The sequence below is a fragment of the Marinobacterium sp. xm-m-312 genome (genome assembly GCF_013283295.1).
Taxonomy (GTDB): Bacteria; Pseudomonadota; Gammaproteobacteria; order Pseudomonadales; family Balneatricaceae; genus Marinobacterium_E.
The window spans coordinates 116,343-136,203 of record NZ_WBYS01000007.1 but is presented as its reverse complement, the minus strand read 5'-3'; the positions used below and the strand labels follow the sequence as shown (position 1 = coordinate 136,203).

Annotated in this window: 21 protein-coding genes; 4 read left to right on the top strand and 17 right to left on the bottom strand. The window is 48.9% G+C overall.

The window, feature by feature from the left end:
* Window positions 1–355 precede the first annotated feature (355 nt).
* Window positions 356–1,252 carry a prenyltransferase gene (locus XMM312_RS10140; RefSeq protein ID WP_173483513.1) on the top strand — a complete coding sequence of 299 codons (897 nt, stop codon included), beginning with the start codon at window positions 356–358 and terminating at the stop codon, window positions 1,250–1,252.
* 208 nt (window positions 1,253–1,460) lie between these two features.
* Here XMM312_RS10140 and XMM312_RS10135 read toward each other — a convergent pair whose 3' ends face one another.
* The 11 genes from XMM312_RS10135 to recQ all read right to left on the bottom strand — a co-directional run bounded on the left by XMM312_RS10135 (window position 1,461) and on the right by recQ (window position 11,047).
* On the bottom strand, window positions 1,461–1,892 hold the full coding sequence (locus XMM312_RS10135; RefSeq protein ID WP_173481085.1) for a hypothetical protein: 432 nt from the start codon (window positions 1,890–1,892) through the stop codon (window positions 1,461–1,463).
* 11 nt (window positions 1,893–1,903) lie between these two features.
* Window positions 1,904–2,764, bottom strand: a complete 861-nt coding sequence (gene soxA, locus XMM312_RS10130) for a sulfur oxidation c-type cytochrome SoxA (protein ID WP_173481086.1) — start codon at window positions 2,762–2,764, stop codon at window positions 1,904–1,906.
* Between the two features lie 24 nt (window positions 2,765–2,788).
* Window positions 2,789–3,100 (bottom strand): thiosulfate oxidation carrier complex protein SoxZ, encoded by a 312-nt coding sequence (gene soxZ, locus XMM312_RS10125; protein WP_173481087.1) that lies wholly within the window; start codon window positions 3,098–3,100, stop codon window positions 2,789–2,791.
* A gap of 27 nt (window positions 3,101–3,127) precedes the next feature.
* Window positions 3,128–3,580, bottom strand: a complete 453-nt coding sequence (gene soxY, locus XMM312_RS10120; protein ID WP_254442920.1) for a thiosulfate oxidation carrier protein SoxY — start codon at window positions 3,578–3,580, stop codon at window positions 3,128–3,130.
* A gap of 31 nt (window positions 3,581–3,611) precedes the next feature.
* A complete protein-coding gene (gene soxX / locus XMM312_RS10115) occupies window positions 3,612–3,968 on the bottom strand; it encodes a sulfur oxidation c-type cytochrome SoxX (protein ID WP_173481089.1) in 357 nt (118 codons plus the stop codon).
* An 82-nt stretch (window positions 3,969–4,050) separates the two neighbouring features.
* Window positions 4,051–5,079 carry a c-type cytochrome gene (locus tag XMM312_RS10110; protein ID WP_173481090.1) on the bottom strand — a complete coding sequence of 343 codons (1,029 nt, stop codon included), beginning with the start codon at window positions 5,077–5,079 and terminating at the stop codon, window positions 4,051–4,053.
* Window positions 5,063–6,403: a sulfite dehydrogenase gene (gene soxC, locus XMM312_RS10105; RefSeq protein ID WP_173481091.1), complete on the bottom strand. Its 1,341-nt coding sequence runs from the start codon at window positions 6,401–6,403 to the stop codon at window positions 5,063–5,065. Before soxC ends, XMM312_RS10110 begins: the two co-directional genes overlap by 17 nt.
* A gap of 291 nt (window positions 6,404–6,694) precedes the next feature.
* Window positions 6,695–7,627 (bottom strand): tRNA 2-thiocytidine(32) synthetase TtcA, encoded by a 933-nt coding sequence (gene ttcA, locus XMM312_RS10100; RefSeq protein WP_173489176.1) that lies wholly within the window; start codon window positions 7,625–7,627, stop codon window positions 6,695–6,697.
* Between the two features lie 79 nt (window positions 7,628–7,706).
* The gene (locus tag XMM312_RS10095; RefSeq protein ID WP_173481093.1) at window positions 7,707–8,495 is read right to left on the bottom strand and encodes a hypothetical protein; all 789 of its coding nucleotides are present in this window, start codon (window positions 8,493–8,495) and stop codon (window positions 7,707–7,709) included.
* Window positions 8,495–8,914 (bottom strand): YqaA family protein, encoded by a 420-nt coding sequence (locus tag XMM312_RS10090; RefSeq protein WP_173481094.1) that lies wholly within the window; start codon window positions 8,912–8,914, stop codon window positions 8,495–8,497. The genes XMM312_RS10095 and XMM312_RS10090 overlap by 1 nt, the downstream gene beginning before the upstream one ends.
* A gap of 6 nt (window positions 8,915–8,920) precedes the next feature.
* Window positions 8,921–11,047: a DNA helicase RecQ gene (gene recQ, locus XMM312_RS10085; protein ID WP_173489178.1), complete on the bottom strand. Its 2,127-nt coding sequence runs from the start codon at window positions 11,045–11,047 to the stop codon at window positions 8,921–8,923.
* A gap of 99 nt (window positions 11,048–11,146) precedes the next feature.
* On the opposite strand from recQ, the gene XMM312_RS10080 reads away from it, so the two are divergent.
* The gene (locus XMM312_RS10080) at window positions 11,147–11,725 is read left to right on the top strand and encodes a YecA family protein (RefSeq protein ID WP_173481095.1); all 579 of its coding nucleotides are present in this window, start codon (window positions 11,147–11,149) and stop codon (window positions 11,723–11,725) included.
* A gap of 21 nt (window positions 11,726–11,746) precedes the next feature.
* On the opposite strand, the gene XMM312_RS10075 is transcribed toward XMM312_RS10080, so the two are convergent.
* The 3 genes from XMM312_RS10075 to XMM312_RS11700 are packed head-to-tail and all read right to left on the bottom strand — an operon-like array spanning window position 11,747 to window position 13,741.
* A complete protein-coding gene (locus XMM312_RS10075; protein ID WP_173481096.1) occupies window positions 11,747–12,145 on the bottom strand; it encodes a VOC family protein in 399 nt (132 codons plus the stop codon).
* Window positions 12,145–12,609, bottom strand: a complete 465-nt coding sequence (locus tag XMM312_RS10070; protein ID WP_173483512.1) for a glycine zipper 2TM domain-containing protein — start codon at window positions 12,607–12,609, stop codon at window positions 12,145–12,147. The genes XMM312_RS10075 and XMM312_RS10070 overlap by 1 nt, the downstream gene beginning before the upstream one ends.
* Window positions 12,610–12,667: 58 nt before the next feature.
* The gene (locus tag XMM312_RS11700) at window positions 12,668–13,741 is read right to left on the bottom strand and encodes a HupE/UreJ family protein (protein WP_173481098.1); all 1,074 of its coding nucleotides are present in this window, start codon (window positions 13,739–13,741) and stop codon (window positions 12,668–12,670) included.
* Between the two features lie 161 nt (window positions 13,742–13,902).
* Between XMM312_RS11700 and XMM312_RS10060 the strand changes: the two genes are divergently transcribed.
* Window positions 13,903–15,804, top strand: coding sequence for a 5'-nucleotidase C-terminal domain-containing protein (locus XMM312_RS10060; protein ID WP_217362054.1), 1,902 nt, complete (start codon window positions 13,903–13,905; stop codon window positions 15,802–15,804).
* A 180-nt stretch (window positions 15,805–15,984) separates the two neighbouring features.
* On the opposite strand, the gene XMM312_RS10055 is transcribed toward XMM312_RS10060, so the two are convergent.
* Window positions 15,985–16,221: a YdcH family protein gene (locus XMM312_RS10055; RefSeq protein ID WP_173481099.1), complete on the bottom strand. Its 237-nt coding sequence runs from the start codon at window positions 16,219–16,221 to the stop codon at window positions 15,985–15,987.
* 170 nt (window positions 16,222–16,391) lie between these two features.
* On the opposite strand from XMM312_RS10055, the gene aroA reads away from it, so the two are divergent.
* On the top strand, window positions 16,392–17,669 hold the full coding sequence (gene aroA / locus XMM312_RS10050) for a 3-phosphoshikimate 1-carboxyvinyltransferase (protein ID WP_173481100.1): 1,278 nt from the start codon (window positions 16,392–16,394) through the stop codon (window positions 17,667–17,669).
* A 524-nt stretch (window positions 17,670–18,193) separates the two neighbouring features.
* Here aroA and XMM312_RS10045 read toward each other — a convergent pair.
* Window positions 18,194–18,511, bottom strand: a complete 318-nt coding sequence (locus tag XMM312_RS10045) for a BolA family protein (protein WP_173489175.1) — start codon at window positions 18,509–18,511, stop codon at window positions 18,194–18,196.
* Between the two features lies 1 nt (window position 18,512).
* Window positions 18,513–19,859, bottom strand: a complete 1,347-nt coding sequence (locus XMM312_RS10040; protein WP_173481102.1) for a DUF3422 family protein — start codon at window positions 19,857–19,859, stop codon at window positions 18,513–18,515.
* Between the last annotated feature and the right edge of the window lie 2 nt (window positions 19,860–19,861).

Genomic DNA, 19,861 nt, shown 5'->3' with positions numbered 1-19,861 from the left:
GTATGTACTTCTGCGTTTGTTATAGTCTGCGTCATGGTCCGTCTCCTTTGGATAAAAGTGTGGTAACTAATATCCTGGCACATTGTGATGCCGTTTAAGAAGCGGGACGGACCATCCCATTAGACCCCAATCGCCTCATCTTCGATAAGGCTCCAACAAAAGCATCCTGTTGGAGCAGTCTTGCAAAGGCCGCGATTCTCTGAAAAAAATCGCCTCATCTTCGATAAGGCTCCAACAAAAGCATCCTGTTGGAGCGGTCTTGCAAAGGCCGCGATACTCATCCATCCAATCACATTCGCTTCGGCTTCGCCTAGATTCTACAATAGGGACACCAACCTTATAGAGGCTCCCAGCTGTGAACCGTCGAATTGCCACTCTGATTGCGACTGCACGACCCAATTTCTTAATCCTTACCCTAGTCTGTGTCTTTCTAGGCATCGCAACGGCGAGCCAAGTCACATCCATTAATCTTGGATTAGCAACGTTAATTCTTATCACTGCACTATTGGCTCACATAAGCGTCAACATGCTCAATGAGTACCATGACTACTGCTCAGGCTTAGACTTAACCACTGATCGAACCCCCTTCAGTGGCGGCAGTGGTGCGCTTCCCCGCCGACCTGAGTCTGCTAAAGAGGTTAAAAGTGTCGCATTAACACTGCTTTCACTGTGCACGCTGTCTGGGCTCTATTTAATGCAACAGAACCTTGCTCTGTTAATGCCTTTGGGGATTTTGGGTCTCTTTATTGTTTTAACCTACACCCCGGTACTGAACAGACACCCAATCGCTTGCCTAATCTCTGCGGGAATTGGCTTTGGGCCGATCATGGTTTTGGGTACCCACATTAGCCTGACCGGCGGTCTGGCAGAGCAGGCTGTGCTGGCGTCCATCATTCCATTCTGTCTAGTGAACAATTTACTGCTATTGAATCAATACCCGGATATCGATGCAGACAGAGCCTCAGGCCGATACCACCTGCTCATCGCTTATGGACGCCATACCGGCGCCAAGGTATACACCCTATTTAACTCGGTTATGATCGCTGGGATGGTACTGCTTATTCAGACAATGGGAACAGATCTATTTGGGCTACTAGTTGGTGTGGTTGTTTCAACCGCCGCGATCAGGCTCTCTATTTTGGTTTTAAACAATGCCGCTAATCAGACGAAATTCAATCAATTGATGGGCCCTAATGTTGCGCTCACACTGGCTACACCCACGATCTTATCGATTCTTATAATGTGGAATTAAGGCAAAAAAAATGGGGCCAAAGGCCCCAAAGATCACTGCGAAAACGGTTAAATCATCCACAAGAAGAGAGTGATAAATCACGCTCTGGAAAGATGTAAGTATCATAGCACCATTATTACCAAAAACAATAACCTAATCACAAAATGTCATATAAAATTTTGGCACAAAAAAACCCGGCACAATAACCGGGTTTTTGTAAGGAATATGATTAGTTCAACGGAGGAACTGCATCAATCCAATGTTTTTCAGCGTAGTCACGCTGCTCTACACCCTTACGTGCTTGGTAGTGAGCACGAGCAGCAAGATCCATTGCTTTCTGGAATTCACCAGCAGCAATCGCCTCTTTAGACTCTTTCAAGTACTTTTTAGTATCACGCCAAGCAAAGCCTGCTTCTTGTGACTCTTTGTACTTAGCCTTAGCAGCATCGAATAGTGCTTGAGCATTTTCAGCGTTAGCTGGTTTCGATGCCAAAGCTTCTTCGATTGTCTGTGTGCTGTACTTCTTGCCGTTCCATTCAAACGTGCCGTTAGCACCTTGAAGGGCACGAGCTGCATCAAATGCTTCACTGAAGCTTTGAGCAGAAGCCATAGAGCTCAGTGTAAGTGCAGCAACAGCTGCGATCGAAATGATCTTTTTCATCTGTTTGCCCCTTACTTACGTGCGCCAGGACCGTTAACGATGAGACCGTTAGACATGTAAGTCTGGAAGTACTCAAGGTTACGGAAAGTTTCGCTTTGTGGCTTCAAGTACTCTGAACGAGAGTCACGGTGACAGCCTTCGTAACGACGGTGTAGTGTACCGATGTTACCCCATTTAGAACGTACTACAGGGAAGTGTGTAGTGTGACCTAGCGCTGGGCTTGGAAGGTCGGCACGAACCAAACGGTTAGTACCAGTCAAATGACAGTCAGCACATGATAGGTTCAACTGACCACGCTTAGAGTAGAAGAACTTTTTACCATCTAGGTAAGCCGCTTTCGCCTCATCGTTTGGAATCTCAATTGCAAACTCGTTACCGCGTGAAGTGTAGGCCATGTATGCAGAGATCTCTGCAATAGCGCCCTTCTTCCAGCCTAGTGGTTTCTCACCGTTTGTCATACGACACTCGTTGATCGCCATCTCTAGAGTTACAACTGTTTTACGCTCGTCGTTCCAGTATGGGAAGTTTTGACGAATGCCAATACCACCGTTCTCGAAACAGTCAGCGTAACCTTTACCGTTTGCGAAAGGCGTATTGAATAGCTCTTCACCCTTTTCGAGGTCTAGCTCGTAAGGAGGGAACTCTTCAATCTCTTCCCACTGCGCACGAGACGCAGCGTCAACAGCATAGATACCGTTTACGTACTCACTCATTGGAGTGTCTGGGAAACGGTTTTTCATATATTCTTGCAGTGCAATGCGGTCAGCTTCTGGATCGACAGTTGCGACAGTAGCTCCCGTAGTTGCTGCCATTGCCATTTGGCTAGCAGCTGCAACACTCAAACCAAGTAGTGTGCTTTTTATTATATTCATGCGTCCTCCGTAAGCAGAGATCAATTACTTGATCTTTGCAGATTCGGTGCCAGTTGCGCCTGTGTTTTCAGACCAAGCAACAGATAGTTCTTCACCCTTAGCGCCACCTTCGAAAGTGAATGCTAGGTATGGGTTTTTAGAGATAGCTGTGTTTAGGTTCGCTTCAAACACGACTTTGCCGCCGTGAGAAACAGACACAGTATCCAGGAATTTAGCTGGGATAAGATTGCCATCTTTACCCTTCTGAAGACCTGTATCCATGTTGTGTTTAGCCATCATTTTAACGGTAGTTTTACCGCCACGTGCGCTAGCTTTAACTCGAAAAATCTTAGCCATTATACTTCTCCTAATCTAAACCGCTTATTAACCGCCACAGCCACCGATAGTGACTTTAACTTCTTTGGTAGCGCTGTAAGTCTTGCCACCAGCCTTAACAACTGCAGTTACGTTAGTTGTTTTACCCATGCGTACACGAGTAGACACGTCTGCAGCAGTACCAGCAGGGATACCGAACTCAGCCGCTAGAGGCGTTGGGTTCTGCTCTACAAAGATAGCCATTGATTCAACGTTAGCCAGCTTAGATTCAACTGATACAGGTACAACTGCACCGTTCTCAGCGATATCTGGAGCTTTCAACATTACGTCAGCACTTGCTTCTGCAGCGCTTCCGTATAGTGCGTTTAGCGCATCAGCTTGTGATTTTGCGTTAAATGCATCTTTATTCCATGCAGCAACTGCCACGCGTGGCATCATTGCACCTAGACCGATTAGCGCACCGCTTGCAGCGATCGCTTTTACAACTGTACGACGATTCATGCTCATTTTACTCCACCTAAATCGAGTCTAATTAGTACTGATAAATGTATTCTACGACTGCGTCGATTTCATCTTCTGTCAAAATATTATGCTTACCCATTGGTGGCATGATAGACAGAGGATTCTTCGCAGTAGCATCCCAAATTTGAGCACGAAGCTCAGCTTTATTTGGGTAGCGTGCTTTCATAGCAATAATCATAGGACCCTGGTTACCAGCTTGGTTGGTAATAGGATCTTGAATGTTGTGACAAGCAACACAGTTACCACGTGACTTACCGTGGTAGATTGCTTGGCCTTCTTTGATCATCGCTTCGCTATGTGAACCCGCGACTGCAGAACCGGTGAATGCTACACCTGCAACTGCTAGGGCTGAGATCAACTTTCGCATGGTCACTCCTTCAGTGATCGTGCACTTTCGTGCTTGTTATTATAAAAAACAGGGCGGCGTTAACCGCCCCGCCATCCGTCAATTATTGACTAGATTCTGCCATGTAGGCAACCGCATTAGCGACAGCTTCGTCAGATAGGTCCATACGACCACCTTTCGCTGGCATAATGCCGTTATCACCCTGGTAGCCATTGATCGCGTGGTCTACTAGGACATCCATACCTTGTGCGATACGTGCTTCCCATGCAGCCTGATCACCTAGCTTAGGTGCGCCTGCGATACCCATACCGTGACATGCGGCACAAGCACCTTCGTAAGTCGCCTTACCCTCTTTAGCAGCAGCTGATAGCTCAGCAGGCTTAGCAGAGTGAGACTCCTCTTCAACTTCAACACCCAGTGCTTTTAGACGCTCTTTCTCTTTCGCTTGCTCAAGAGCGTGTTGCTCTTCGTGAGAAGCGGCAGGACCGTCAGCACCTTCAACGAAGTGACCGACTGGGGTTACACCACCGATAGTACCGGTGATCATGATCGCATTAGGATCTTTACAGTCAGACATACAACGCGTGTTCTTAACATCAGGACGCGGATCTACGAAGAAATTCTCTTCGTTTGGCATCTTGATGTCAGCAAGGTTTTCATTTGTTAGTACGAAGTCATCTTCTACGATCTCGTTCATGTACAGAATGTACGCAGAGATTGCGTATGTCTCATTCGGAGTCAATGAACGTGGAGCCGTAAATGGCATCGCACGGTAGATGTAATCGTAAAGAGTCGAAGCGAAAGGCCAGTAAGAGCCTACAGTTTTAGTAGGACGGTCCTGAGCAAGAGTACCCTGACCACCTACAAGCACTGGCCAACGGCCTTCACCTTCACCAAATAGACCGTGACACACAGCACATTTAGCTTCGTAAAGACCTTCACCGTCTTCTACCGAACCTTCACCTACTGGAAGACCCATACCGTCAGGACGTACATCGATGTCCCAACCAGCGATCTCTTCAGCAGTCGCGGTACGACCGAAGCCGAATGATTCACCCGCGTTTACAGAACCAGCAACTAGTGAGCCGGCAACTGCAGCAGCAACTAGGGTTGGCTTAAGAGAGTTGAACATTCGAAACCTCCCCAGTGTTAGCAACTTTCCAAGTATGGATAGCGTTCTTGTGGTAGATAGACTCAACACCACGAACTTCACGAAGCTGCTTAAGTGTTGGCTGTACGTAACCTGTCTCATCGATCGCACGCGCTTGTAGCAACCATGGCTGACCATCCCACTTAGTCACAAGACTGAAGCGAGTCAGAGCTTTTTCAAGAACTAGACCTTTCAGGTTAGCTGGCGTCCAAGAGACACCGCCGTCGAACGAGATATCTACCTGTTTGATCTTACCACGACCAGACCATGCAAGACCTTCGATCTCGATCATGCCTGGGCTAAGGATTGGTTTTTCAGGACATGGGCTAGTGATAACCGAGTTAGTTTCCTGAACGAATGTAAAGCGACGCGCACGGCCATCAGCCATGAGGTCTGTGTACTTAGACGTCTCTTCACGGTGGTGCCAAGGCTTATCACCGACTTCAAGACGACGAAGCCATTTAATAGAGGTATTACCTTCCCAACCTGGGTTAAGAAGACGAACTGGGTAACCCTGTTCTGGACGAAGCATCTCACCGTTCTGTGCGTAAACAATCAGAGCATCATCAAGACACTTCTCGATTGGGATAGAACGAGACATGTGCGCACCGTCAGCACCTTCAGCAAGTACCCACTTACCTTCTGGTTTAACGCCCGCTTCTTCAAGAAGAACGCGTAGAGGAACACCTGTCCACTCACAGCAGCTTAGCATGCCGTGTGTAAACTGAAGCGCTTCCATCTGCGCACCACGCCACTCCATACCACCGTTCGCTGGACACTCAAGGAACTTGATGTGCGACTCAGATGGGAAGCGCATTAGATCTTCCATAGTGAAGATCAGTGGGCGCTCAACAAGGCCGTGGATGATTAGACGGTGCTCTTCAGGATTAATTGTTGGAACACCACCGTGGTAGCGCTCGAACACAAGTCCGTTTGGCGTAATGATACCTTTCAGCTCGTGAAGAGGTGTCATTGAGATTGAAGAGATAGACTCAGCTGTCAACCAAGGTACGGTACGACGAACAACATCACTTTCGAATTTCGAAGGGTTGCCGTACGGGTATTCAATAACACCGTGACCTAGCTGCTTACCCCAAGTTGGCTCATTTGGTGGCAAGTTGTTTGAGTTAAGTAGAGCATCAGATGCCGTTGCAGTGCCTGCGACACTAGCAGCAGCAACACCGCCTACAGCAGCGATACCCTTGCGGAGAAAATCACGACGATCGTTAGTAGAGAGTCCTTCTGACTCGCTCGCAAGCTGGGACATTAGCTCACGTGTCGTCGGCCCTTTGATGATTTTGGCCATCAATTGCCTCCCGGCTGTTTGTGAATTATCAAAATTAGTTCTAGCGGAACGAATTCTACGTTCCCAATCACCATATATGCAAATTAATTATAGCTATATAAAGCTTTTAGCTATAACGAATCGATATAAGTCGGTTTAGTGACAATAAAATGACAGCCAAACCCACGGAACTACAAGGATTAACCTACCACACAGGAAACTTATGACCATCAATAAGCTATCGGCATTAGCCTAAAGGACTAGTGCGGTGCAACATAATAAAAATCGGGATTTTAGAAGATTTGCAGCCTTTTACAGGGAGGTGATTTCTATCTTTTCGACCACTTGAACGGCCGACTGTTTGTCAACTGTATCGGCGTGTGATGTAGTCAATTTTAGAATGGTTGACTCATCCTCAATACCGTGAGTATATCCGGTTTTGAGGGATTTAAAATCAAACAGCTGCTCATCGGCCAGATGCGACGGAACGACATTGCACATCGCCCTGAACATAGACTCAATACGACCCGGAAACTGCTTATCCCACTGATTCAACATCTCTTTAATGGATGCACGCTGCAGATTCTCTTGCGAGCCACACAAGTTGCAAGGAATGATCGGGAAGCCCTTTATCTCAGCGTACTCGGCAATATCCTTTTCACGCGAGTAGCTCAGCGGGCGTATCACCATATTTTTTCCATCATCTGAGACCAGCTTGGGCGGCATCCCCTTCAGCTTACCGCCATGGAACATGTTTAAGAACAGCGTCTCAATAATGTCATCACGGTGATGTCCTAGCGCTATCTTGTTGGCACCGATCTCATCTGCAAAGCCATACAGCGTGCCGCGGCGCAGACGCGAGCAGAGACCACAGGTGGTCTTGCCCTCAGGAATAACCGACTTAACCACCGAGTAGGTATCTTTCTCGATGATGTGGTACTCAATATCTAAAGAGTCGAGGTAGGCTGGAAGAATGTGTTCAGGGTATCCCGGCTGTTTCTGATCCATGTTGACGGCAACCAGATCAAAGTGGATCGGCGCACTTTTCTGTAGGTTGATCAGAATATCGAGAAGCGTGTAGGAGTCTTTACCACCGGACAGACAGACCATCACCTTATCGCCCTGCTCGATCATGTTGAAGGCCTCTATCGCCTGTCCCATTTCACGTCTGAGTCGCTTATGCAGCTTATTGAAGCGAAGCTTCTGCTTGCGATTGAGCTCATCTTGCTGGGTGTCGTCTTTCATGGTCTATCCGATCTAAATAATGTTTTGCCTAGTTAAATGGCGGCGCAAGTATAACGAAAAGGCAACAAAGCGACAGCCCTTACTGATCGCCTAACGCATCGAGCCAACCTATTTCACTGGCAGTCGCGGGCCCTATGTGAGCAAAACTCAAATCGGAGGGTAATACAGCCACTCCGGGCACAAGCGGAATCCTACCCCCCATCACCTCAGCTCGAGATTGAGGATAGAGCGGCACTTGAACAGGGTCGGCAAATCCATCCGGCCAAACCGGCTCAGCGGTTTCGGGATCATAACGATCCAAAGCCCCCAAAGTATGCAGCGCCTCATGGACCGCTACAAAGTGATTCAAGCCCTGAAAACGATCTGACGCGAAACCATTTACCAGCCCGATCCTACCCTTTTGCAAACCCAAGGAGTGTTTCATGGTGCTATTAAGCGTTGGTGAATAGTAGTTCATGAAGACACGAATAGTATTGTCATCCGCATCAAACTGATCATTCCCAGCCACCCACAAGCGCATTCGCAAACCCCACCATAGAGAGTCCAAAATACTCGCAGATTCTGGCGCTTCAGGCGGAAGTGACGTGACCACAGGATAGAGCTCGACCGACAGAGGCTTTTCAAGGGGAAGACCGTAGCGCCTAGACTCATCAGAGAAGAACTGCTCGATGTCGTTAAAATCGTCATCAGATAGCGTTGCAAGGTACTCTGCTGTTGCGATCGTTTGATCCGCATTCACAGGATAGATTCGCAGTGAGACCGGCTCTTGCCAATCGGGCGTTATCGACTCACTCTGCAAGCGATTGAGCCACAACACGAGCGCCAGCAACATCAGCGCAATATAGGAGATTGTCCGCCAACTCCACATCAGACAGCGACCTCAAGCGCCAGCCATGCGATGACAAAGTAGCGTATCGACTTTCCGATCAGTATAAACAGAAAACTGCTTAGCGGATTTAGGCGCAACCAACCAGCCATTAGACAGAGCGGATCTCCCACTACAGGTAACCAAGCCAGCAGCAGTATCACAGCACCGTATTTCCCTATCCAGCGTTTCGCTCTTTGATGCTGTGGCTTGTCCAACAGTGTCAGAGGGTATTTCAGAGCGATTAACCACCCCATAAAGAAGGAGAGCATCGATCCGGCCAAATTACCGACAATCGCAGTCAAGAGAAGTGGGTAGAAGTTCGCAGGGTTTTCAGCAACGTACCATGCCAGCAATAGCTCGGAACCACCGGGCAAAAGCGTTGAAGAGATAAATGCAGCGAGCAGTAACTCCCAAGCCATTCAACCCTACTCCATTGCTGCCTGAACGCAGCGTAATACGCCCAAACTGTAGACGTTAGAGAAGTGCTCAAAAACGGGTTTGAGTGACGCGCCATGTATACTTGAGCTTTCCAAAATCTGCTGCTCAATTTGACTGATCTCTGATAGAGGCAGTTCAACCACGTCCGTTAACGCGAGATCACCCAAAGCGATCCAGTGCGCCAGAATATTGAACACCTGCTGTTCGGATAGATGAACCTGCCTAGCCACTTGATCGGTGGTCATGCCAGCACGATAGAGCTGTAGCACCTCCTCCTTCTGGTAATCCACCTCTTTCTCGCGTTCATTGGAGAGCGACTCGTTAATAACCTCTAGGAAGGCATCGCCGTAGAGTTCCAGTTTACGATCACCAATCCCAGATATACGACGCATCTGAAACAGCGAGGTTGGTTTGCGCTCCACCATCTCCATCAAGGTAGCATCATGGAAGATGACATAAGGTGGCACATTTTGTTCGTCAGAGAGCTGTTTACGACAGGCTCGGAGACCTTCCCAGAGTTTAAAGTCCTGATCATCCAGCTGCATCTCTGGTTTACGAGAGCGCCCACTGGCCATCGATGTGCGCAACTTGCGTTTATCTTTGCGTAACTGGATCTCCGTCTCGCCTTTCAGCAACGGACGGCATTTCTCAGCTAAGGAGAGCGAACCATGCTCTGCAGATACTTGTACCAACCCTTGAGCCACCAGCTGTCGAAACACTGATCGCCAGGTGTTTTTATCGATCTCTTTACCAATACCCCAAACCGAGAGCTTATCGAGACCGCGATCACGCGAACGATCCGAATGTTCCGCATGTAAAATTTCGATAATCGCATTAACGCCAAACTGCTGACCGGAACGATAAATAGCCGACAGCGCTTTCCGAGCCGCCTCTGTACCATCCCATACCTCGGGGGGTTCTAGGCAGTTGTCACAGTTACCACAGGGCTGGTGCTCTGTCTCACCAAAATAGGAGAGCAACACCTGACGTCGACAACTGGTGATCTCACACAGCCCCAACATCGCCTCAAGCTTTTGTCGCTCTATACGCTTCTGCTCATCAGGCGCCTGCCCTGATTCCAACATCTGCCTTTGAAAGATCACATCCTGAAGGCCATAAACCATCCAAGCGTTGGCCGGCTCACCGTCTCGACCGGCACGACCGGTCTCTTGATAGTAGGCCTCTACCGATTTCGGTAGATCCAGATGAGCCACGAAACGAACATTGGGCTTATCGATCCCCATACCAAAAGCGATCGTCGCGACCATAATCACCCCCTCCTCCGTCAGGAATCGGTGCTGATGATGCTCACGCAGTTGTGCATTCAATCCGGCATGGTAAGGCAGTGCATTAAAACCCTTTTCAGATAGCCAAGCGGCAGTATCTTCCACACGCTTGCGGGACATGCAGTAGACCACACCGGCATCCTGGGCATGCTCGGTGCGAATAAAGTTGAGAAGCTGCTCCCTTGCACGATCCTTCTGCATGATGCGATAGCGAATATTGGGACGATCGAACCCCTTAATAAAGACACGACCGGTCTGAAGTTGCAGTTTATCAATGATCTCCTGCTGAGTTCGAGCATCCGCCGTGGCGGTCAGCGCCACCCGAGGCACATTAGGGAAACGTTCCGCTAGAGAACCTAATTGAAGATACTCAGGTCTAAAGTCATGCCCCCATTGCGAGACACAGTGCGCTTCATCAATCGCAAACAGAGCAAGTTGTGATTGCTGCAACAGTGACAGGGTTCTTGGTTGAAGAAGGCGCTCGGGTGCGACATAAAGCAGATCCAGCTCACCATTTAACAGCGCCTGCTCTGTGGCCTGTAACTGGTTAAAATCGATGGCCGAATTGAGACAACCTGCGCGTATACCTAACTGTGACAGCGCACTGACTTGATCTTGCATCAAAGCGATCAGCGGCGACACCACCACCCCAACACCCGATCTGACAAGAGCGGGTAGCTGATAACAGAGGGATTTACCTCCGCCAGTCGGCATAATCACGAGTGCATCCTGCCCCTCTAACAGGGTCTCTACGACGGACTGCTGCGGATCACGAAACTCATTAAAACCGAAGGTGTGTAACAGTTGATGGCGGGCTTGTTCAATCATGCGCTCATTATCGGATATGCCGTGGATTAAGTCACTCAAACATAGGCACTTAATCGAGATCGGGGTACAATTAAAAGATTCAATCTATGGAAAACAGTAATGAATCAAAGTGTAGCTCTAATTAGCGAAGACGAACTGGATCAACTAGAGAACTTTTTAGACTCTGAAGCGGTGGCAGAGACCGCTCTTGATCTAGTCGGTGCACACGGGCTTTTATGCGCTCTTAATATCGCACCTGAAAAAGTCGACGAGTCGACGTGGATGACGCTTATCTTCGACGAGAAGCCTAACTGGAGTAGCGCAGAGCAACAGGCAGAAATAGAGAACCTGTTGAGAAAATTGAACTCTACCATCGCCAACGATCTCTACAGCGATCAGGAAATCTACCTGCCTTGTGATCTCAGCCTTGAAACTGACGAAGAGGATGAGATTCCTGAGATCACACTCTGGGCTGAAGCCTTTATGGAAGGCGTTTTCAGCAATGAAGAGGCCTGGTTCAGTGATGACGAAGAGTCGGTGGCCGGCCTTCTACTACCGATTATGGTCGCATCCGATCTATTCGATGAAGGTGAAGTAAAAGATATTCGTAAAGATCGCGCGTTAAGCGAAGAGATGTGTGAACAGATCCCAGAAATCCTGATCGATCTCTACCTACAGTTTAACGCACCAGAGAAGTAGACCTCTCTTCAAAGGATTCAGTTAGGCCTGCTCGTACAACTCTAACGGCAGGTCATCCGGATCAGCAAAAAAGAGAAAACGCTTGCCGGTATAAGGGTCAACCCTTACCGGCTCATGCCCTACCCCATTGTCAGCCAACCATTCGACCCACACCTCAATATCGCTTACGGCGAAGGCCAAATGGCGCAACCCCTGAGCTTCAGGGTAACTCAAACGTTGCGGAGCTCCGGGCATTGAGAAGAGTTCAACCTGGCCACCATCCGGTAGCGCTAGATCAAGCTTGTAAGAGTCACGCTCAGCTCGATAATTCTCATCCAATACCGTCAATCCAAGAAGTTCTGTGTAGAACTGCTTGGATCGTTGGTAGTCACTGCAGATAATCGCCGCGTGATGAATCGAGTTGAGCTTAGGCTGCTTCATTAATAGCTGACACGAACGGTATTGCCAGAGCGCAACACACGAACCTTATCGCCCGGTCTGAAGAAGAGATTGTTCTGCACACCCTGGACGATGGAGATGCGACCCCCCTTATCCATTAACAACTGAATCTCTTGCCCTTGAGTTTGTGAGCTGTTCTCTTGGATTTTAGAACCAGCAATACCGCCGGCTACTGCACCCAAGACCGTCGCAATAGATGATCCTTTACCGCCACCAATGGTTGAGCCTGCAATACCACCGACAATAGCACCAGCACCCACACCAACAGGATTGTTAGGATCACCATTAATGATCACCGGTGTCACCTGCTCGACAGTCGCGTACTCAACCGTCTGAACCTGGCGTGCATCGGCAGCGGTGTAGGCTGTTCCTTGCAGGTTCTGCTGCATACAACCAGTTAATGCAACTGCGGCCACTGCACCAATCAACACTCTATTCATTCGCATAACAGACTCCCAATCGTTATTGATAGATTAAGCTTAGACAGAAAGCACGAATTCTGCATTAAAAAATGGCGAGTCGATCAACAAACCAGATCATTCCCATGATACCGATCACCAGTGAAGCCGGAACCACAACAATACGGTGGTAGAGTTTCTCTGAGCTAAACCAGTAAGCGACACCAAAATAGGCAATCAACACCACGGCGAGCTGGCCCAACTCAACGCCAACATTAAAGGCTAATAACGCAGCTACAAAATCATCCGTCGGCATCCCAAACTCCGACAGCATGGTGGCAAAGCCGAGACCATGAAGCAGACCGAAACCGAACACGACGGGAAGACGGAAACGATTAATTTTGGATGAGAAGAGATTCTCTATAGCAACGTAGGCGATCGATAACGCAACCAGAGGCTCTACGATACGAGGCGAGATCGAAATAATCTCCAAAGTACCCATTGCCAAGGTAATCGAGTGGGCAATGGTAAACATCGTAATCTGTAGGGCAATCGGCTTTAAACGACGACTCAGTAGGAAGATACCCAGCACGAACAGGATGTGATCCAACCCTTTGGGAAGAATGTGCTGAAAACCACCTAGGGTGTAAGTTTTCACCACCTGCGCAAAACTCGGTTTGGCAAACACCTCATTCAGCATGAACGGTTCAGTTGGCTTATCCTCTTTTACCCACTGGTGTGACGACCAGTGCCACTCGTTATTGGCCTCATCTACCTGTCTGACTCGAGTCGCATGATCGCCAAACGCCATGGGGTAGTACCAGGTTAGACTTTGAGTCTCCCGGGGGATTCGCCCTTTCAAGATAATCACACTATTGCGAGGCACCTTGGTATAGCCTGGGGGTGGCACGACTAGCTCTTTTAGCTGCAACTCAGCGGGCGTTCCATCAAGCTTCAACTCAACACCCTCTAGGAGCGTCGGCATGAACTTTTTAAACTCCGCCTCAAGCTCTGCCGACTCCATTGCACGGTAATGGTCGTATTGATCTGAGTTAGGCGCCTCTTGAGTGTTTCGATACTGTCCATTGATACCGGTCAGAAGTGCTTCGAGGCTGGCACGGATCTCAATCTCTACCACTTCAGTCGTATTTGCAGAGATCTCTATCAATGCAGGCTTCACAACATCAGCCCTAACTGGGTAGAATAAGGATGTAACTAATGTGCATATAACGAAAATGCCTGGAATTAGTCTCACTGGTATGTCTCTAGTAATAAGCATGCGTGCTTTTGGTGGATTTCAGCCTGTGGGCCCTTTAAGAAGAGTGGGAAACTAAGATAACTATGAATCGTCGTCAACTATTGAAGGCTATGGCCGCCGCTGCTGCAGCAGGAAGCCTACCAGCAATTTACACTTCTCGCGCGCTAGCAAGCAACACTGCTCCCAGCGGATTTTATGATGTTCCAATGGAAGGTGATGTTCGTATCCTTCACATTACAGACGTTCACGGCCAGCTAAAGCCTGTCTACTTCCGTGAGCCAAACGTCAACCTTGGTGTCGGTGATGCATTTGGTCGTCCACCACACGTTGTCGGCAAAAATTTCCTTAAGGAGATGGGTCTTTCAGAGAACTCTCCTGAAGCTTACGCATACACCTACCTTAACTTCCTAGAAGAAGCTAAGAAGTACGGTCGTACGGGCGGTTTCGCACACGTTAAAACACTTCTAGATCGTCTACGCGATCAAGCGGGCGGACGCCAAAACACACTAACCCTTGATGGTGGTGACCTATGGCAGGGATCGGGTACTTCACTGTGGACACGTGGTGTCGACATGGTTGAGGCATCTAACATTCTTGGCATCGACGTTATGGTTGGTCACTGGGAGTTCACCTACCGTGAAGAGGAAGTTCTTTCGAACGTTGCTCTGTTCAAAGGTGACTTCATCGGTCAGAACGTTAAAGTACTAGAAGACTCACTGTTTGGTGATGAGTACTACGAAATGGTTGAGCGTTTCGATGGCCGTGGTCTGTACGACGAAGATACGGGTCATGCGTTCCAGCCATACGTGATTAAAGAGATCAACGGCAAGCGTATCGCCGTTGTTGGTCAAGCCTTCCCACGTACCTCAAACGCCAACCCTAAAGAGTTCTTCCCAGACTGGTCTTTCGGTCTTCGTGAACCAGAGATGATCGAGCTTGTTCAGCAGATCCGTGAAGAGGAGCAGCCAGACGCGGTTGTTCTTGTATCGCACAACGGTATGGACGTCGACATCAAGATGGCTGAACGTGTTCCTGGCCTGAATGCTGTATTCGGCGGTCACACTCACGATGGTGTTCCACAACCGATCAAAGTTAAGAACGTTGACGGTGGCGAATGTTGGGTAACCAACGCAGGTTCAAACGGTAAGTTTGTCGGCTGTATGGACTTCTCGATCGAAGATGGCCAGATCACCAACATGACTTACAAACAGCTACCTGTTATCTCTGATTGGCTTGAAGCTGACGGTGAGATGGAAGCGTACATCAACCAGATGCGCCAAGGTCGTTACGATGAGAACATCATCGAAGCGCGTAACAAGAAGTGGCAGAACAACCCAATCCGTGTCGGCAAAACCTTCGAAGAGATTCTTCAAGAGAAACTGGCTAAAGCGGATCGTACTCTTTACCGTCGCGGTAACTTCATGGGCACTTGGGACCAAGTTATCTGTAACGCACTTCGTTGGGAGTACAAGGCAGACATCGCACTATCAGCCGGCGTTCGCTGGGGTACCACTACTCTAGAGGGTGAGTGGATCACAATGGAAGATGTCATGAGCCAGTGTGCAACAACCTACTCTGAAACTTACGTTCAAGAGATGACTGGTAAAGCGATCAAAGAGATGCTTGAAGGTGTTGCCGACAACCTATTCGATCCAGATCCATACCTACAATCAGGTGGCGACATGGTTCGCGTGGGTGGTCTTGACTACACCATCGATCCAACCAAACCACTTGGCCAGCGTATCTCTGAAGTACGCCTAGACAACGGTGAAGTGATTGCTGATGACAAGAACTACAGCGTCTCTGGTTGGGCAACTGTTAACCGCACACCAGAGGGTCGACTACTCTGGGATATCATTGCTGACTACCTAAAAGCAGAACGCGATGAGAACATGGTGATCAAACTACCTAAGGTGAACAACCCTAAAGTGGTGGGTGTCTCTGACAACCCAGGTTTCGCTGACTACCCAGGTGATTGGGCATAACAGCCTACCCCATTAAAAAACCCGCCTAGTGCGGGTTTTTTATTGCTATGAGAAACCTGGACAAATAGCAGTTCAGAATATCGCGACCTTTTTAAGATCGCTCCAACAAAAAATTGAAGCAAAAAAAACCCGCCTAAAAAGACGGGTAACGTTCAAGCAACGAAAGGACAATGAAAAGGGTTAACCCTGAAGCATTTTGAAAAGCTCATCTTTCAGTTCAAGACGACGCTTTTTAAGTTCCTCTTCACGACTGGTCGTGGTCGGTTCAACTTCAGCTGCAGCAAGCTCAGCCTGCTTAGTAATTTCGTGGTACTCATCAAACAGACGAGAGAAGTGGTTGTTTGATGTTTTAAGCTCATGAATACGTTCGCGGTACTCTGGAAGTTCATGAACTAGATCGTGGTGTTCTCCGATCATTTTTTACTCCTAATTCCATACAGTGTTGATGGTTCTAATATGCCCTACTCTTCTCCATCGTCCATTGATTGAAATCAATTAAAACGAATCTCTCTGAACAATGGACTTAACAGACGTTTACCTGTACCTTTTTCGATCCTTTTTTGGCGATCAACTACACTTTTAAGATTATGGAAACTCTTTCACTCCAACCTCGCGATTTTGCAAACGGTGACGTTCAACTGCCAGGCTCAAAAAGCCTATCAAACCGAATTCTTCTTCTAGCTGCACTGGCGGAAGGTGAAACCAAGGTAACCAACCTGCTAGACAGCGCAGACGTTACCCACATGCTGAATGCACTAAAAACGTTGGGTGTCTCTTATGAGCTAGCTGATGATCGTCGCTCGTGCGTTGTCACCGGTGTGGCAGGTCCTTTCAAGCAGCAAAGTGCTGAGATGTTCCTGGGCAACGCCGGTACTGCAATGCGCCCACTAACCGCCGCACTGTGCCTTGGTTTAGGTGAGTTCACACTGACCGGTGAACCTCGCATGTACGAGCGTCCTATCGAGGACTTGGTTGATGCTCTGCGTCAAATTGGCGCTGATATTGAGTACCTAAAAGATGAAGGCTACCCGCCACTAAAGATTAACGCTCAACAGCTAAAAGGCGGACGAGTATCGATTCGAGGCAACATCTCGAGCCAATTCTTGACTGCGCTACTGATGGCCGCTCCAATGGCACAGCAGGATCTAGAGATCGTTGTCGATGGCGAGCTGGTCTCTAAGCCTTACATCGATATCACCCTGCACTCGATGAAGCTGTTTGGTGTTGAGGTCGAGAACAACAACTACCAGAGCTTTGTCGTTAGAGCCGGACAGACTTACCAGTCGCCCGGTGAAGTGATGGTTGAAGGTGATGCCTCATCAGCCTCCTACTTCCTAGCTGCAGCGGCTATTGCTGGCGGAACGATTCGCGTCTACGGCGTCGGTTCTGAATCGGTACAAGGCGACAAAGCCTTCGCTGAAGTGCTCGGTAAGATGGGTGCTAAGGTCACTTATGGCCCAACTTGGGTAGAGGTCTCTAAAGGCGAACTGAACGGTGTAGACCTGGATCTGAACGCCATTCCCGATGCTGCAATGACGATTGCCACAACCGCCCTGTTCGCAAAAGGCCCTACAGCCATTCGTAATGTCTACAACTGGCGCGTCAAAGAGACCGATCGCCTAGCCGCAATGGCAACCGAACTGCGTAAAGTGGGTGCGGAAGTGGTGGAAGGCGAAGATTTCATCGAGATTACACCACCAGCCGAAATCCAGAGCGCCGCGATCGATACCTACGACGACCACCGCATGGCCATGTGCTTCTCACTCGCCTCGTTCGGCAACAGCGAGATCATCATCAATGACCCGGGCTGTACCAGCAAAACCTTCCCAGAGTATTTTGATCTGTTTGCTGAGGTTACGAAGTAACCTGCCCTTTAGGTGGTGACTGGCTTTCAGCCTGTCACCTCTACTTTAAAACATTCTACTCGCCTAAAGGCGGCCAGCCTTACTTTTTGGTCAGCAAAAAGTAAGCAAAAACTGACCACGCTCACTCGGCCTGCGGCACGCTCCGTTCAATGATTTTTCACTGAAGTCCAATAGGACACTGCAAACCGTTAATTGCTCCTGCATTAACGGAATACATGCCTTCCATGGCAATAAGTCGGCTCCTGCCTCCGTTGCAGACTTCGGCCATCCCGGCCTCAGCCGATTGAACTCTTAACCGTAAAAAATCATCGTACTCACTCTCGATCGGACGTGGACGATTGGCACGAGATTTGAGTCAGGCACATTGTTGGAGCGGTCTAGAAAAGGCCGCGATAGGTCTTAATGTGAATTTAGCTATTAGCACCGGTGTCTGGCTTTAGCCTGACATCCACTTTCCCAGCGATTTCCAGAAAGGTAGTAAAGCTAACCTGCGGATGACAGGCTGAAGGCCTGTCACCGAAACACTACTTATCGTGCTTTGAACCACCCATACACTTAGGACTCGCCGGGACTAAACCGGACTTTTCGGTCCACTCTGCTTGGGTGTATAGATGCATTGAGAGTGCATGAATGGGGTTTTGCATAAGATCTGACAGCAGGCCAAAAATGGTTTGATGGCGCTGAATTAGGCGTTTACCTTGAAAGTCATCACTAACCGCAACGAGCTTGAAGTGAGTATCCAAACGGTTACCACCGTGCATGTGGCTTTCGTTCTCTAACTCCATGTGAACTAGATTAAGGCCTTCATTGAGAAGGGTTTGGATCTGATCTTCTACTGACACCTTACTGATCCCCTTTCGCTGTTGATTCGGTTTTCACTTCAGCGAGTTTCTTAAATCGGTTTTGAATTTTACGAGTAATGAACCATACCGCACCAATCACCAGTGGGACAGAGACCCCGGTCGCAAGACTCTTATCGAATTCGACACCGGCACCGTGTACCGCATCAATGAGGTACTTCACTAGGCCAACTGCGTAGTAGCTGATCGCAGCAACCGACAGACCCTCTACCGTATGCTGCATCATTAGCTGTATCTTGGATCGACGATCCATGGAGCTCAGTAGCTCTTGGTTCTGGTTCTCAATCGCCATCTCAACTCGGGTACGCATCATATCGGCTGCGCGGTTTACACGACGCGATAGGTCGTCGAGTCGATTGTGCATGGTCTCACAGCCACGCACAGCAGGCGTCAATCTACGGATCAAAAACTCTTTCAAGGTCAGGTGACCAGAGACCTCATCCTCACGCAATTCATCCAATCGTGCCGCCATAACATCATGGTATGAGCGGCTAGCATTGAAACGGAAGGTGGTTCTCGCACGTTCAGCTTCAATATCGGCCGATAGGTTGATGAGCTCTGTCAAAAGCTGACTGTCATCTGAGTTATCACCCGTTGACAGGCGACGCGTCAGATCGGCCATTCGATTATCCATATCAGCAACAACCGGTGACAGCTTACGCGCTTCGCGAAGACCGAGCAGCGCTAACAAACGGTAGGTCTCAACTTCAATTACACGCTGCACCATTCGGCCCATCTGCCCTTTCGACATGCTGTTATTGAAGATTAGGAAACGGCCAAAGTTGTCGCTGTGCGTTCTAAATGTCGTCCAGATTTGTGCTGCACCATTCTGTGGCAGACTGCCGATCATCTGCATATCATCGAGCTGAGAGCGAACATCTTTGGGCTCTGGTAGTTCATCACCCTGAATGTTCTGAATGCGCATATGAAAAGCGGCTACCGCTTTACCTGGGTAGTTACTTAACCAGCCGTCTGGCAGTCGATCCAACGCCGTTGTGAAAAAGGGTTGTGTCGACGCTACCCCTTCACGTGAATCGGTGATGGTCAGTGACGTAAACTCGAGATGCTGCTCCCAACGGATGCGCAGATCGCCCGCTGTGTAGATATTACACGCCTGATCCACTCCGTCGTGTTCGATGTTGAGGGTATCTAGCAAGCGCTGGATGTGCTGACTCTGAATGGCACGCTCCTGTTGGTTTGCCAGCACCGCAATGTGGGTAATACTGGCATCCCCTGAAATGCGCTGGAACGGGCGCGAGTGCAGCTCGTCATAGAGCCAATCACGGTCTTCATGCCATTCCAATCCGTGTTGCTGCTGTGCGACAACCATCA